13 protein-coding genes are annotated in these 12,724 nt (G+C 71.0%); 6 read left to right on the top strand and 7 right to left on the bottom strand.

The features are described 5' to 3' along the window. Window positions 1-54: 54 nt before the first annotated feature. The gene (locus OG373_RS25590; protein ID WP_405440582.1) at window positions 55-306 is read right to left on the bottom strand and encodes a hypothetical protein; all 252 of its coding nucleotides are present in this window, start codon (window positions 304-306) and stop codon (window positions 55-57) included. Between OG373_RS25590 and OG373_RS25585 the strand changes: the two genes are divergently transcribed. Then, window positions 287-694: a DUF4232 domain-containing protein gene (locus OG373_RS25585; protein WP_405440581.1), complete on the top strand. Its 408-nt coding sequence runs from the start codon at window positions 287-289 to the stop codon at window positions 692-694. The two genes, OG373_RS25590 and OG373_RS25585, sit on opposite strands and share 20 nt — an antisense overlap. Window positions 695-742: 48 nt before the next feature. Here OG373_RS25585 and OG373_RS25580 read toward each other — a convergent pair whose 3' ends face one another. Next, window positions 743-1,885: a PP2C family protein-serine/threonine phosphatase gene (locus OG373_RS25580; protein WP_397728920.1), complete on the bottom strand. Its 1,143-nt coding sequence runs from the start codon at window positions 1,883-1,885 to the stop codon at window positions 743-745. 117 nt (window positions 1,886-2,002) lie between these two features. Here OG373_RS25580 and OG373_RS25575 point away from each other — a divergent pair, with 117 nt between their 5' ends. After that, complete coding sequence (locus tag OG373_RS25575) at window positions 2,003-3,238, top strand: GNAT family N-acetyltransferase (RefSeq protein ID WP_405440580.1); 1,236 nt, start codon at window positions 2,003-2,005, stop codon at window positions 3,236-3,238. 6 nt (window positions 3,239-3,244) lie between these two features. On the opposite strand, the gene OG373_RS25570 is transcribed toward OG373_RS25575, so the two are convergent. After that, window positions 3,245-4,051, bottom strand: a complete 807-nt coding sequence (locus OG373_RS25570; RefSeq protein ID WP_405440579.1) for an Fpg/Nei family DNA glycosylase — start codon at window positions 4,049-4,051, stop codon at window positions 3,245-3,247. A gap of 67 nt (window positions 4,052-4,118) precedes the next feature. Further along, the gene (locus tag OG373_RS25565; protein WP_030384703.1) at window positions 4,119-4,604 is read right to left on the bottom strand and encodes a ribose-5-phosphate isomerase; all 486 of its coding nucleotides are present in this window, start codon (window positions 4,602-4,604) and stop codon (window positions 4,119-4,121) included. A 219-nt stretch (window positions 4,605-4,823) separates the two neighbouring features. On the opposite strand from OG373_RS25565, the gene OG373_RS25560 reads away from it, so the two are divergent. After that, window positions 4,824-6,257, top strand: coding sequence for an amino acid permease (locus tag OG373_RS25560; protein ID WP_405440578.1), 1,434 nt, complete (start codon window positions 4,824-4,826; stop codon window positions 6,255-6,257). Window positions 6,258-6,332: 75 nt separating this feature from the next. On the opposite strand, the gene OG373_RS25555 is transcribed toward OG373_RS25560, so the two are convergent. Then, complete coding sequence (locus OG373_RS25555) at window positions 6,333-6,917, bottom strand: biotin transporter BioY (protein ID WP_397728930.1); 585 nt, start codon at window positions 6,915-6,917, stop codon at window positions 6,333-6,335. Window positions 6,918-7,202: 285 nt separating this feature from the next. Here OG373_RS25555 and OG373_RS25550 point away from each other — a divergent pair, with 285 nt between their 5' ends. Beyond that, entirely contained in the window at window positions 7,203-8,600 is a 1,398-nt protein-coding gene (locus OG373_RS25550; protein WP_397728933.1) for an amino acid permease, read from the top strand. 53 nt (window positions 8,601-8,653) lie between these two features. On the opposite strand, the gene OG373_RS25545 is transcribed toward OG373_RS25550, so the two are convergent. After that, window positions 8,654-9,436, bottom strand: coding sequence for an SDR family NAD(P)-dependent oxidoreductase (locus OG373_RS25545; RefSeq protein ID WP_405440577.1), 783 nt, complete (start codon window positions 9,434-9,436; stop codon window positions 8,654-8,656). A 148-nt stretch (window positions 9,437-9,584) separates the two neighbouring features. On the opposite strand from OG373_RS25545, the gene OG373_RS25540 reads away from it, so the two are divergent. Together OG373_RS25540 and OG373_RS25535 are read left to right on the top strand one after the other, a co-directional pair. Next, complete coding sequence (locus OG373_RS25540) at window positions 9,585-11,000, top strand: amino acid permease (RefSeq protein WP_405440575.1); 1,416 nt, start codon at window positions 9,585-9,587, stop codon at window positions 10,998-11,000. A 160-nt stretch (window positions 11,001-11,160) separates the two neighbouring features. Continuing rightward, complete coding sequence (locus OG373_RS25535; protein ID WP_030016698.1) at window positions 11,161-11,817, top strand: superoxide dismutase; 657 nt, start codon at window positions 11,161-11,163, stop codon at window positions 11,815-11,817. Window positions 11,818-11,973: 156 nt separating this feature from the next. Here the strand turns inward: OG373_RS25535 and OG373_RS25530 are convergent, their stop codons facing one another. Continuing rightward, window positions 11,974-12,618, bottom strand: a complete 645-nt coding sequence (locus OG373_RS25530) for a DsbA family protein (protein ID WP_397728942.1) — start codon at window positions 12,616-12,618, stop codon at window positions 11,974-11,976. Window positions 12,619-12,724 lie beyond the last annotated feature (106 nt).

Genomic DNA, 12,724 nt, shown 5'->3' with positions numbered 1-12,724 from the left:
GGGGCCGAGGGGGCGGGCCAATCCGCCGGAATTGGCCCGCGTGGCGCCGTAGGCTCACCGGATGATCGCGAAGCGGCGGATGCGGATGAGGAGATGGATACCGGCCCTGGTCACGGCGGGGGCGCTGGCGGGGGCGGCCGGGTGCTCGACACCGCCGGCCCCGAGGGCGGCCCCCGGGCCGACCGCGGTGACCGTGACCGCGAAGCCTGCGCCCGGCCGGAGTGCCCCCTCGGCGCCGCCGGCCTCGGCGGAGCCGTGCCCCGAGGGCGGTGTGCGGCTCGTCGAGATGGACGGGGACGCGGCCATGGGGCTGCGGGTGGCGAACTTCCAGCTGGTCAACTGCGGTGCGGAGCCCTACGTACTGGAGGGCTATCCGCAGCTGTCGCTGCGCGACGACCGCAACGGTCCGGTGGAGGTCGCGGTGGAGCACGGCTCGGCGGGGATCACCACGGGCACACAGAACCTGGACGAGGCTCCGGAGCGGGTGACGCTGGCCCCGGGGCAGGCGGCCCTCTTCGGGATCGTGTGGCGCAACCTCGTCACCGACTCGGCGGTAGTGGCCACCACGGCGCGGATCGTGGAGGTCGAGCCCCGGCCCGGCGCGCCCCGGCTGTGGCTGCGGCTCGCCGCGCCGGTGGACCTCGGGAACACCGGGAAGCTGGGGCTCGGACCGTGGCGGCCGCTGGTGCGCTGAGGCGCGGACGGCGGCGAGGGCCGGTGCCCGCCGCCGGCCCGTCGGGGCTCAGGCGGAGCGGCGGATGAGCAGGAGTGCGCGGTCGTCGTTGACGTCCTTGGCGACCTTTTCGATCAGGTGCCAGGCGGCGCCCTCCCAGCCGGCGGCCACGTAGCGGTCGGCCTCGCCGGTGAGGCGGTCGATGCCCTCGCTGATCTCGCGGTCGGAGGTCTCGACCAGGCCGTCGGTGAAGAGCATCAGCACGTCGCCGCGGCGCAGGTTGCCGCGGGCGGGGGTGAATTCGGCTCCGTCGTAGACGCCCAGGAGCGGGCCCTCGCCGGTCTTCTCCTGCCAGCGGCCGGTGCCCGCGCAGAGCTGGAGGGCGGGGAGGTGGCCGGCCGAGAGGAGTTCGTAGTCGCCGGTCTCCAGGTCCAGGACGAGGTGGATGGAGGTGGCGAAGCCCTCGTCCCAGTCCTGGCGGAGGAGGTAGCCGTTGGCGGCGGGCAGGAAGCCGTGCGCGGGCAGGGCGCCGAGCAGTCCGCCGAAGGCGCCGGACAGGAGCAGGGCGCGGGAGCCCGCCTCCATGCCCTTGCCGGAGACGTCGGTGAGCACGATCTCCAGGGTCCGGCCGCCGTTGGTGCGGGCCGCGACGACGAAGTCGCCGGAGAAGGACTGGCCGCCGGCCGGGCGCAGGGCCATCTCGCGGTGCCAGCCGCGCGGCAGGGCGGGCAGCTTGCTCTGGACGCGGATGCGTTCGCGCAGGTCGAAGAGCATGGTGCCGCCGCGCCGCCAGGGCACCCCGACGCGGCTGCGGAACTGGGCGATGACCAGTCCGAAGAACCCGCAGGCGGCGACCACCAGCACGGTGCCGGGGGTGACCCGCGCCGGACCCTGGGTATAGGGGCCCAGTACGAGGGCTTCGACGATCAGTGCGGTCGCGGACGCGGCGTACAGGGCGAGGAGGCTGGCGGGGCGCAGCAGCAGTCCGCCGGCCACGATCGGCAGGACGAGCGCCGACGGCGAGAACCAGACAGGCAGCATCAGCGTGCCGCAGGCGATGGCGGGGACGGTGAGCAGCAGTCCGCCGAAGGCGAGCCAGTCGGAGGCGTCACCGCGGAAGTAGTCGACGGCTGATTTGCGCAGGGCGGTGCGGCCCCGGTGCGACAGCATGCGCATCCGGGCCATGAGGGATTCCACGCGTGCTCCGGCCATTGCTTCGGGACCTTATCCATCCTGGCTGTGGATGCGCAGGGGTACCCCCGGACCGGGGGTCCGGACCGGCCCGAAAACAGATCGACTGGGGCGGAATGCCCTGATAGGGATGGCCGTATGGCTCTTGAGATGCGCGTATTACAGGCGGATGAGTGGGATGTCTGGTACGACCACCTGGAACTGGCGTTCGGCGGTGTGCCCGATGCCCCGGAGGAGCGCGAGCTCTACAAGTCACTGACCGATGTCGACCGTTCGCTGGGCGTCTGGGACGGTGACGCATGCGTGGGCTCGGCCGGCGCCTTCGGCTTCCGGCTGTCCGTGCCGGGCGGGGCGATCGTCCCGGCGGCCGGCGTCACGATGGTGGGCGTCTCCCCCACCCACCGCCGACGCGGGGTGCTCACCTCTTTGATGCGCCGCCAGCTCGACGACATCCGGGCGGGTGGCGAACCGCTCGCCGTGCTGACGGCCTCGGATCCGGCGATCTACGGGCGCTTCGGCTACGGCCCGGCCACCTACGCCCTGGCGGTGGAGGTCGACACGACCCGCGTACGGCTGTCCGTGCCGCCGGGGACGGACGCGATACGGCTGCGCCTCGTGGACCCGCAGCGGGCGCTGGCCGACTGCGAGCGGGTCTACGCGGCGCTGGTACCGACCCGGCCGGGCATGCCGGCCCGGCAGCCCGGCTGGGAGCGCCAGTCGCTGCTGGACCCGCCCGCGATGCGCGGCGGCGGGTCACCGCTGAAGTGCGTGGTCGCCGAGCGGGAGGACGGCGAGGTGGTCGGGTACGCCCGCTACCGGGTCAAGCCCGACTGGGACCCGGCGGGCTCGGAGGGCAAGGTCGACGTGAGCGATCTCGACGCGCTGGACCCGGCGGCGTGCGCGGCCCTGTGGCGCTACCTGTTCTCGATCGACCTGACCTGGACGGTACGGGCGCCGCGGCGGCCGGTGGACGACCCGCTGCTGCACCTGGTGAGCGACATCCGGCGGTCGCGGCCGCGGACCCGGGACTCGCTGCATGTACGGCTGGTGGACCTGGCGGCGGCGCTGGAGGCGCGGACGTACGGGGCGCCGGTGGACGTGGTCCTGGCGGTCCGGGACCCGTTCGGCCCGTGGAACGAGGGGCGGTGGCGGCTGGTCGTGGACGCCAAGGGCGCGGCCCGCTGCACCCGGACCGAGGAGCCCGCGGACCTGGAGCTGTCGGTCCGGGAGCTGGGGTCGGCGTACCTGGGCGGGATCACCCTCACCTCGCTGGCCGCGGCCGGCCTGGTGCGGGAGCTGCGCCCCGGCGCGCTGACGGAGACCTCGCGGGCCTTCGCCGGGGACGTGGCGCCCTGGCTGCCGCACGGTTTCTAGGCCGTCTCAGCGGGACTGGCAGCCGGGACACCAGAAGAGGTTGCGGGCGGCGAGGTCGGCGGTGCGGATCTCGCTCCCGCAGATGTGGCACGGCATGGTCGCCCGCCGGTAGACGTACACCTCGCCGCCGTGGTCGTCGACGCGCGGCGGCCGGCCCATCGCCTCGGGCAGGTGCTCGTCGCGGACGGTGTCGATGCGGTTGTTGCGCACGCCCTCGCGCATCAGGGCGGCGAGGTCGATCCACATCGCGTCCCATTCGCCGCGCATGAGGTCCTTGCCCGGGCGGTACGGGTCGATGCCGTGCCGGAAGAGGACCTCGGCGCGGTAGACGTTGCCGACGCCCGCGATCACCTTCTGGTCCATGAGCAGGGCGGCGACGGTGGTGCGGGAGCGGGAGATCCGCCGCCAGGCCCGGTCGGGGTCGTCGGCGGGGCGCAACGGGTCCGGGCCGAGCCGGTCGTGTATCGCCTTCTTCTCGCCCTCGCCGATCAGCGCGCAGGCGGTGGGGCCGCGCAGGTCCGCGTAGTGGTCCTCGTTCAGCAGGCGCAGCCGGACGGTGTCCGTGGCGGGCGGGGCCGGGGCGGGGCCGAAGCCGAGCTTGCCGAACAGCCCGAGGTGGATGTGGATCCAGGCGTCGCCGAGTTCCAGGAAGAGGTGCTTGCCGTGCGCCTCGGCGCCGCCCAGCTCGCGCCCGTCGAGTACGGCCGCGCTCTGCTCGAAGCGGCCCTGGGGGCTGCTGACGCGGACCGGCCGGCCCGCGAACCGCTCGGCGTGGTCCTGGGCGAGGCGGTGGATCGTATGCCCCTCGGGCACGGCGAAGCTCCTCTTAAAGAGAAACCGGCCGTGCCGCCCCCGGAGGGCGGCACGGCCGGAAGGGGAATCAGCCCTGCGGGTGGTGGGCCGGGATCGGGGGGAGCTCGCCGGTGGTCTCGTAGGCGGAGAGCATCTCGATGCGGCGGGTGTGGCGCTCCTCGTCGGAGTACGGGGTCGCCAGGAAGGCCTCGATGAAGCTGACGGCCTCGTCCTGCGTGTGCATGCGGCCGCCGACCGAGATGACGTTGGCGTTGTTGTGCTCACGGCCGAGCTGGGCGGTCTGGACGCTCCAGGCCAGGATGGCGCGGACGCCCTTGACCTTGTTCGCGGCGATCTGCTCCCCGTTGCCGGAGCCGCCGATCACGATGCCGAGGCTGCCGGCGTCGGCGGCGGTCTTCTCCGCGGCGCGGAGGCAGAACGGCGGGTAGTCGTCCACCGCGTCGTAGATGTGGGGCCCACAGTCGACGGGCTCGTGGCCGTTGTTCTTGAGCCAGTCCACCAGGTGGTTCTTGAGCTCAAAGCCGGCATGGTCGGATCCGAGGTACACGCGCATGGGACGAGTGTGGCACGAGGACGTCCGACAGCCCGCAGCGGGTGTCGCGTAAATCACTTCTAAAGCTCAAGTAAACCCAAAGAACGCAGATGGGACACGGCAGGGCTTCGGTCCTGGACGTTCGTCCCAAGGCAACGATCCGGACTGAGGTCTTCCGTCCTGCGTTCATCTCAGGTTTGAATGCCGGGGCTCGCAACCCGAGAACCTAAGGATCCGTCCATGAGCTCCACGACGACCCTTCAGAAGGAAGGCGACCCCACCGGGAACCCCGGTGAGGGTCAGCCCTCCGACGGTCTGAAGGCCGGTCTCAAGAACCGCCACCTGTCCATGATCGCCATCGGCGGCGTCATCGGCGCCGGTCTCTTCGTCGGCTCCGGCGGCGGTATCGCCAAGGCCGGACCCGCCATCCTGATCTCCTACGCGCTGGTCGGCGCGATGGTCGTCTTCGTGATGCGGATGCTCGGCGAGATGGCTGCCGCGAGCCCGAACTCGGGCTCCTTCTCGGCCTACGCCGACCGCGCGCTCGGCCGCTGGGCGGGCTTCTCCATCGGCTGGCTCTACTGGTTCTTCTGGGTCGTCGTCCTCGCCGTGGAGGCCACCGCCGGTGCCGCCATCCTGGAGAGCTGGATCCCGGCCGTTCCGCAGTGGGCCTGGGCGCTGATCGTGATGGCGGTGCTGACCGCCACCAACCTCGGCTCGGTCGCCTCCTACGGTGAGTTCGAGTTCTGGTTCGCGGGCATCAAGGTCGTCGCCATCGGCGCGTTCGTGATCGTCGGCATGCTGGCCGTCTTCGGCCTGCTGCCGGGCTCCGACAACCCGGGCTCGGGCTTCGCGCACCTCACCGACGCCGGCGGGTTCTTCCCCAACGGCTACGGCGCCGTCCTCACCGGTGTGCTGATGGTCGTCTTCTCCTTCATGGGCAGCGAGATCGTCACCCTGGCGGCCGGCGAGTCGGAGAACCCCCGCAAGGCGGTCACCCGGGCCACCAACTCCGTCATCTGGCGGATCGGCGTCTTCTACCTGGGCTCGATCTTCATCGTGCTGACCCTGCTCCCGTGGAACGACAAGTCGATCACCGAGAAGGGCTCGTACGTCGCCGCCCTGGACTCGATCGGCATCGCGCACGCCGGCACGATCATGGAGGTCATCGTCCTGACCGCCGTGCTGTCCTGCCTGAACTCGGGCCTCTACACCGCCTCCCGCATGGCCTTCTCGCTCGGTGAGCGCGGTGACGCCCCCAAGGCGTTCGCCAAGGTCAACAAGAACGGTGTGCCGGTCGCCGCGATCCTGGGCTCCACGGTCTTCGGCTTCGTCGCCGTCTACTTCAACTACGCCTTCAAGGACACGGTCTTCAACTTCCTCCTCAACTCCTCGGGTGCCATCGCGCTCTTCGTCTGGCTGGTGATCTGCTTCACCCAGCTGAAGATGCGCGGGATCCTGGTCCGCGAGGCCCCGGAGAAGCTGACCGTGAAGATGTGGCTGTTCCCGTGGCTGACCTGGGCCACCGCCGCACTGATCATGTTCGTGATCGGCTACATGTTCGTGGACGACGCCAACCGCGAGGTCGTCACCCTGTCCACGCTGGTCGCCGGCCTGGTCGTGCTCGTCGGTGTGGTCCTGGACTTCCGCCGCAAGCGGGCCCTGCAGGGCTGATCGCACGTGCACGTACACCGGAGCCCGGCCCGCCTTCGCAAGGCGGGCCGGGCTCCGGTGCGTTTCGGGGGCCGCTCAGCCGCGGCGGCCGACCAGCTTCCAGGCGGCCGGCAGGGCGCCCATGGCCAGCGCGGCCTTGAGCGCGTCGCCGATCAGGAAGGGGACCAGGCCCGCCGCGACGGCCGCGCCGAGGGACATCCCGGTGACGGCCATCAGGTACGGCACGCCCACCGCGTAGATCACGGCGGAGCCCACCACCATCGAGCCGGCCGTACGCAGCACCGAGCGGTCGCCGCCGCGCCGCGCGAGGGCGCCGACGACGGTGGCGGCCAGCAGCATCCCGAGGACGTACCCGAAGGAAGCCCCGCCCGCACCGGAGGTCCCGCCCGCGAACCACGGCATGCCGGCCATGCCGACGAGGGCGTACAGCGCCAGCGAGAGGAAGCCGCGGCGGGCGCCGAAAGCGGTACCGACGAGCAGCGCTGCGAAGGTCTGGCCCGTCACGGGGACCGGGGAGCCGGGAACGGGAACCGCGATCTGGGCGGCCAGTCCGGTGAGCGCCGCGCCGCCGACGACGAGCGCGATGTCGCGGACGCGGCTCGCGGGCAGCAGATCGGCGAGGACGGCGCCGGGCCGGAGGGAGACGGAGGCAGTGCTCATCGGGGAACTCCACGGGGTGGGGGTGGCAGGACGATCACCGACGCTAGTGCGCGCTCCCCCACTGCCCCAGCGCTGCCCGGAACAAAGCCCGCCTCCCCGCTTTGGTGGGGATACCACAAAGTCTGTGCCCCACGCCCGAGTCGACGTGATCCTCGTCACGAGGAAGATCAGACAACACGTCCGTTTTGCACGGACGACCGCCGCTCAGCGAGACTGTAGGGTCCCGCCAATCCTGATGCGGAACCCCCACCGCCGCTGGGCCGAACGAGAGTACGAGCACCCTTCATGCGCGAGCGCCTGGAAGCAGCACCTCCCACGACGGGCGACCTGCCCGCGGAACCCCTCAGCCACAGCCTCAAGCAGCGCCACCTGACCATGCTGGGCCTCGGCGGCGTCATCGGCGCCGGGCTCTTCGTCGGCTCCGGAGCCGGCATCGGCATCGCCGGTCCCGCGATCATCTGCTCCTACCTGCTCGCGGGCGTCCTCGCGATGCTGGTGATGCGGGCACTGGGCGAGATGTCGGCCGCGATGCCCGCCTCGGGCTCCTTCTCCGTCTACGCGGAGCGGGCGCTCGGCCGCTGGGCCGGTTTCTCGGCGGGCTGGCTGTACTGGTTCCTGCTGGTCGTGGTGCTGGCGGTGGAGGCGACCGGCGCGGCGAAGATCGCGAACGGCTGGGTGCCCTCGGTCGACCAGTGGGTCTGGGTGCTGCTCTTCATGGTGGTCTTCACGGTGAGCAACCTGGCCGCCGTGAAGAACTTCGGTGAGTTCGAGTTCTGGTTCGCCGCCCTGAAGGTCGGCGCGATCGTGCTCTTCCTGGTCCTCGGCACCCTCGCGATCTTCGGCCTGCTCCCGGACACGGAGCCGATCGGCACGGCCAACCTCACCGGCCGGGGCGGCTTCTTCCCCGAGGGCTTCGGCGGAGTGGTCGCCGGCATGCTCGCGGTCATCTTCGCCTTCGGCGGCCTGGAGGTCGTCACCATCGCGGCCGCCGAGTCGGACGACCCGGCGCGGTCGGTGTCCCGGGCGGTGCGCAGCGCGGTCTGGCGCATCCTCTTCTTCTACGTGGGCTCGATGGTGGTCATCGTGACCCTGCTGCCGTGGGACTCGCTGAAGCCGGGCGAGAGCCCGTACGTCGCGGTCCTCGACTCGATCGGCATCCCGGCGGCCGGCCAGATCATGAACATCGTGGTGTTCGTGGCGCTGCTGTCGGCGCTCAACGCGAACCTCTACGGGTCCTCGCGCATGGTCTTCTCGCTGGCCGAGCGCGGTGAGGCGCCCAAGTCGCTGCTGCGGGTCTCGGGCGGCGGGGTGCCGCGCCGGGCGGTGTTCGCCTCGGTGGCCTTCGGCTTCGTGTCGGTGGTGCTCAACCTGCTGTGGCCGGAAACGATCTTCCTCTACATGCTCAACGCGGTCGGCGCGGTGCTGCTGTTCGTGTGGGCACTGATCGCCGTGTCGCAGCTGAAGCTGCGCCGCCGGATCGAGCGGGACATGCCCGAGCGGCTGACCCTGCCGATGTGGCTGTTCCCGTACGCGACCTGGGCGGCGCTGCTCGGGATGGCGGCGGTGCTGGTCCTGATGCTGTTCGACGACTCGGCGCGGCCCCAGTTGCTGTGGTCCACCGGCGCGGCCGCGCTGGTGCTGGCCGTGGCGGGGATCCGGGAGCTGCGGGCCCGCAAGGCCTGACGAGGGACGTAGGTGCGGGCCCTGCGCGTCGTGGCGCGCCGGGCCCGCTCGTCTCAGGTGCGCAGGTACGAGGCCCCGTTGACGTCGAGGACCGTGCCCGAGCTCCAGGCAGCCTCGGGGGAGGCCAGGTAGAGCACGGCGGAGGCGATCTCTTCCGGGTCCGCGACGCGGCCGAAGGGGCTCTGCGCCCGGATGCCGGCGCCCTCGGGCCCCTCCAGCCGGCCGGCGACCCGCTCGGTGGCGACGAAGCCGGGTGCGACGGAGGCGACGGCGATGCCGTGCGGGGCGAGGGACACGGCGAGGGACTGGCCCAGGGCATGCATCGCGGCCTTGGTCGCGCCGTAGGCGGGGTGGTCGGGCTCGCCCCGGAAGGCGCCGCGCGAGCCGATGTTGACGATGCGTCCCTCGCGTCCCGCTTCGATCATGCGGCGCGCGACGCAGTAGCTCAGGTTGGCGGAGCCGAAGAGGTTCACGTCGGCGGTCCGCCGCCAGGCCTCCTGCCAGCTCTCGTACGAGGTGTCCGGCAGCGGGTGGGCGACCATGACCGCGGCATTGTTGACCAGGACGTCCACTCCGCCGAGCGCCTCCTCCGCCTCGGCCGCCAGGGCCTCGACGCGGGCCGCGTCACCGAGGTCCGCGGCGACCAGTACGTGGCCCTCCCCCTCCAGCGAGGCGAGGGTCTCCTCCGCGTCCGCCCGCCGGGTGGAGCAGTGGACGGCGACCCGGTCGCCCTGCCCGGCGAAGGCGGCCGCGATCGCCCGGCCGATCCCCCGGGAGGCGCCGGTGACGAGTACGCCCCGGCCGGTGCTGCGAAGTCCTGTCACGGTCCGGCCCATCGACTGCCCCCTCGATCCGGTGCGTTCGCCGCATCCGGTGGCTGCGACGTCGCCGTGAGCGTACGGGCGTGATCACGAACCGTGAAGCCGTCGTCCGAATATCGGACAGCCAACGTCCGGCGATCGGACACTCGGCAGACTGGCGCAAATGAGCCAGAGCACCCTGACACCCCCCGAAGCACCGCAGACCGGCGGCGGATCACCCCTCGGCAACGGACTCAAGCAGCGCCACCTCTCGATGATCGCCCTCGGCGGTGTCATCGGCGCCGGGCTGTTCGTCGGCTCCGGAGCCGGCATCGCCGCGGCGGGTCCCTCGATCGTGTTCGCGTACGCCGCGTCCGGACTGCTCGTGATGTTCGTGATGCGGATGCTCGGCGAGATGTCCGCCGCCGACCCCGCCTCCGGTTCCTTCTCCGTCCACGCGGAGCGGGCGATCGGCCCGTGGGCCGGATTCACCGCCGGCTGGATGTTCTGGACCCTGTTGTGCGTGGGCGTGGCCATCGAGGCCATCGGCGCGGCGCACATCATGACCGGCTGGTTCCCGGGTACCCCCTCCTGGATGTGGGTGCTGGTCTTCATGGCGGTGTTCTGCGGCTCCAACCTCGCCGCCGTCTCGAACTTCGGCGAGTTCGAGTTCTGGTTCGCCGCCCTCAAGATCGGCGCGATCGCCCTCTTCCTGGGCCTGGGGGTCCTCGCCGTGCTCGGCCTGCTGCCCGGCACCGACTCTCCCGGCGCCGCCAATCTGCTGCACGACGGCGGCTTCCTGCCCCACGGCGTGGACGGCCTGCTGGTCGGACTGCTGGCCTCGGTCGTCGCGTACGGCGGCCTGGAGACGGTGACCATCGCGGCCGCCGAGTCCGAGAACCCGGTCCAGGGCGTGGCCAAGGCGGTGCGCACCACCATGTGGCGGATCGCGATCGTCTACGTCGGCTCCATGCTGGTGATCGTCACCCTCCTGCCGTGGAACGACCCGGCGGTCACGGCGGACGGCCCGTACGCCGCCACCCTCGACCGCCTGGGCATCCCGGCCGCCGGCGAGATCATGAACGTGGTCATCCTGATCGCCCTGATGTCCGCGATGAACGCCAACATCTACGGCTCCTCGCGCATGGCCTACTCCCTCGTCTCGCGCGGCCAGGGCCCGAAGGCGCTGGGCAAGGTCACCGGCCGGGTGCCGCGCCGGGCGGTGCTCGCCTCCTGCGGCTTCGGCTTCGTCACCGTGCTGCTGTCCTACTGGTACCCGGACACCCTGTTCGCCTGGCTGCTGAACATGGTGGGCGGGGTCATCCTGATCGTCTGGGGCTTCATCGCCGTCTCGCAGCTCGTGCTGCGCCGCCGGCTGGAGCGCGAGGCCCCCGAGAAGCTGGTCGTGAAGATGTGGGGCTTCCCCCATCTGACCTGGGTGGCGCTGGCCGGGGTGGCCGGGGTCCTGGTGCTGATGGCCCTGGGCGAGGACACGCGGGTCCAGGTCGTCTTCACCGGCGGGCTCACCCTCGCCCTCGCGGTGACCGGCCGGGTCGTGCAGAACCGCGCGGTGCGGCGCCGGGCGGCCGACACCCGCTGACAGCCCCTCGACCGCAGGTGGGCCCCGTGCGTTCGCACGGGGCCCACCTGCGTTTCACAGAGGTAACCCTTACATGTGAGGCGGAATAGATACTGCTAGCGTGCAGTTGCGCATTGATTGCAATAAGCAGTTGGCACGCTGAGGGGACCGGATAACACGCATGGCCATCTACACGCTTCCTGAGCTTCCGTACGACTACGCGGCGCTGGAGCCGGTGATCAACCCGCAGATCATCGAGCTGCACCACGACAAGCACCACGCGGCCTACGTCACGGGCGCCAACAACACGCTGGAGCAGCTGGCAGAGGCGCGCGACAAGGAGAACTGGGGCGCCCTCAACGGCCTCGAGAAGAACCTCGCGTTCCACCTCTCCGGCCACATCCTGCACAGCATCTACTGGCACAACATGGCCAGCCCGAAGACCGGCGAGGGCGGCGGCGAGCCCACCGCGGCCGACGGCCTGGGCGACCTGGCCGACGCGATCACCGAGTCCTTCGGCTCCTTCGCGAAGTTCAAGAAGCAGCTGACCTTCGCCTCCTCCGCCACCCAGGGCTCCGGCTGGGGCGTGCTCGCGTACGAGCCCGTAAGCGGCCGTCTGGTCGTCGAGCAGGTCTACGACCACCAGGGCAACGTGGGCGTGGCCAGCACCCCGATCCTGGTCTTCGACGCCTGGGAGCACGCCTTCTACCTTCAGTACAAGAACCAGAAGGTGGACTTCATCGAGGCCATGTGGAACGTCGTCAACTGGCAGGACGTGTCGAAGCGCTACGCCGACGCCAAGGCGAACACCCCGCTTCTGATCCCCGCCAAGGGCTGATCGCACCACCACAAGCCCGTCCGCCTCGTGATCGTCTTCTCAACCTTCACCTGCGGGCGTGTTGAACGGAAGACCCCCGTGAGGACGTGACTCACGGGGGTCTTCTGTGCGGTGCGCCGGCCGGACGCGGCAGGTCCGCCGCCTCCTGGCCACGTCCTACTCGAAGGACGGGCCCTTGGTACGGGTGCGCTTGATCTCGTAGAAGCCGGGCGTGGAGGCGACGAGCAGGGTGCCGTCCCACAGCCGGGCAGCGGCCTCGCCGCGCGGGGTCGGGGTGACCACCGGGCCGAAGAAGGCGACGTCGCCCTCGGAGCCGGGCACCGAGATCACCGGGGTGCCGACCTCCTGGCCCACCCGGTCGATGCCGTCGTTGTGCGAGGCCCGCAGCACCTCGTCGTACTCGTCCGAGTCGGCGTACGCGAGCAGCTCGGCCGGCAGGCCGGCCTCGGCCAGCGCCTCCGCGATCACCTCGCGGGTCGGGCCCTTCTCGTCGTTGTGTATGCGGGTGCCGAGCGCGGTGTAGAGCTTGCCGGTGACTTCCTCACCGTGCTTCTGCTGGGCCGCTATGACCACGCGCACCGGAGCCCAGCCCTTGGGGCCGAGGAGCTCGCGGTAGACCTCGGGCAGCTCGTCGAGCTTGTTCTCGTTGAGCACCGCGAGGCTCATCACGTGCCAGCGGACCTCGACGTCGCGGACCTTCTCGACCTCGACCATCCAGCGGGACGTCATCCAGGCCCAAGGGCAGAGCGGGTCGAACCAGAAGTCGACCGGGGTCTTCTCGCGCACCTGGGTGTCGGTCATTTCTCTCCTCAGTCTCGGCATGGGTCGCAAAAAGGGCATCGCTGAGCTCACGTTCCCCGTCACCAACCAGTGCGGAGTGGCGCGCATTCCCTCGTGCGAGGATTCG

Source organism: Streptomyces avidinii, from assembly GCF_045161815.1.
Taxonomy (GTDB): Bacteria; Actinomycetota; Actinomycetes; order Streptomycetales; family Streptomycetaceae; genus Streptomyces; species Streptomyces avidinii.
Note: the sequence above shows the minus strand (reverse complement) of the source record. Positions and strands in the feature narration are given on the sequence as shown.

Coding starts and splice junctions, on each gene's coding strand:
- OG373_RS25590 (WP_405440582.1), bottom strand. CDS start 306: ATGGCCGCGTCCCCGTCCATCTCGACGAGCCGCACACCGCCCTCGGGG.
- OG373_RS25540 (WP_405440575.1), top strand. CDS start 9,585: ATGAGCCAGAGCACCCTGACACCCCCCGAAGCACCGCAGACCGGCGGC.
- OG373_RS25585 (WP_405440581.1), top strand. CDS start 287: ATGGACGGGGACGCGGCCATGGGGCTGCGGGTGGCGAACTTCCAGCTG.
- OG373_RS25580 (WP_397728920.1), bottom strand. CDS start 1,885: ATGGCCGGAGCACGCGTGGAATCCCTCATGGCCCGGATGCGCATGCTG.
- OG373_RS25560 (WP_405440578.1), top strand. CDS start 4,824: ATGAGCTCCACGACGACCCTTCAGAAGGAAGGCGACCCCACCGGGAAC.
- OG373_RS25555 (WP_397728930.1), bottom strand. CDS start 6,917: ATGAGCACTGCCTCCGTCTCCCTCCGGCCCGGCGCCGTCCTCGCCGAT.
- OG373_RS25575 (WP_405440580.1), top strand. CDS start 2,003: ATGGCTCTTGAGATGCGCGTATTACAGGCGGATGAGTGGGATGTCTGG.
- OG373_RS25550 (WP_397728933.1), top strand. CDS start 7,203: ATGCGCGAGCGCCTGGAAGCAGCACCTCCCACGACGGGCGACCTGCCC.
- OG373_RS25535 (WP_030016698.1), top strand. CDS start 11,161: ATGGCCATCTACACGCTTCCTGAGCTTCCGTACGACTACGCGGCGCTG.
- OG373_RS25530 (WP_397728942.1), bottom strand. CDS start 12,618: ATGACCGACACCCAGGTGCGCGAGAAGACCCCGGTCGACTTCTGGTTC.
- OG373_RS25545 (WP_405440577.1), bottom strand. CDS start 9,436: ATGGGCCGGACCGTGACAGGACTTCGCAGCACCGGCCGGGGCGTACTC.
- OG373_RS25565 (WP_030384703.1), bottom strand. CDS start 4,604: ATGCGCGTGTACCTCGGATCCGACCATGCCGGCTTTGAGCTCAAGAAC.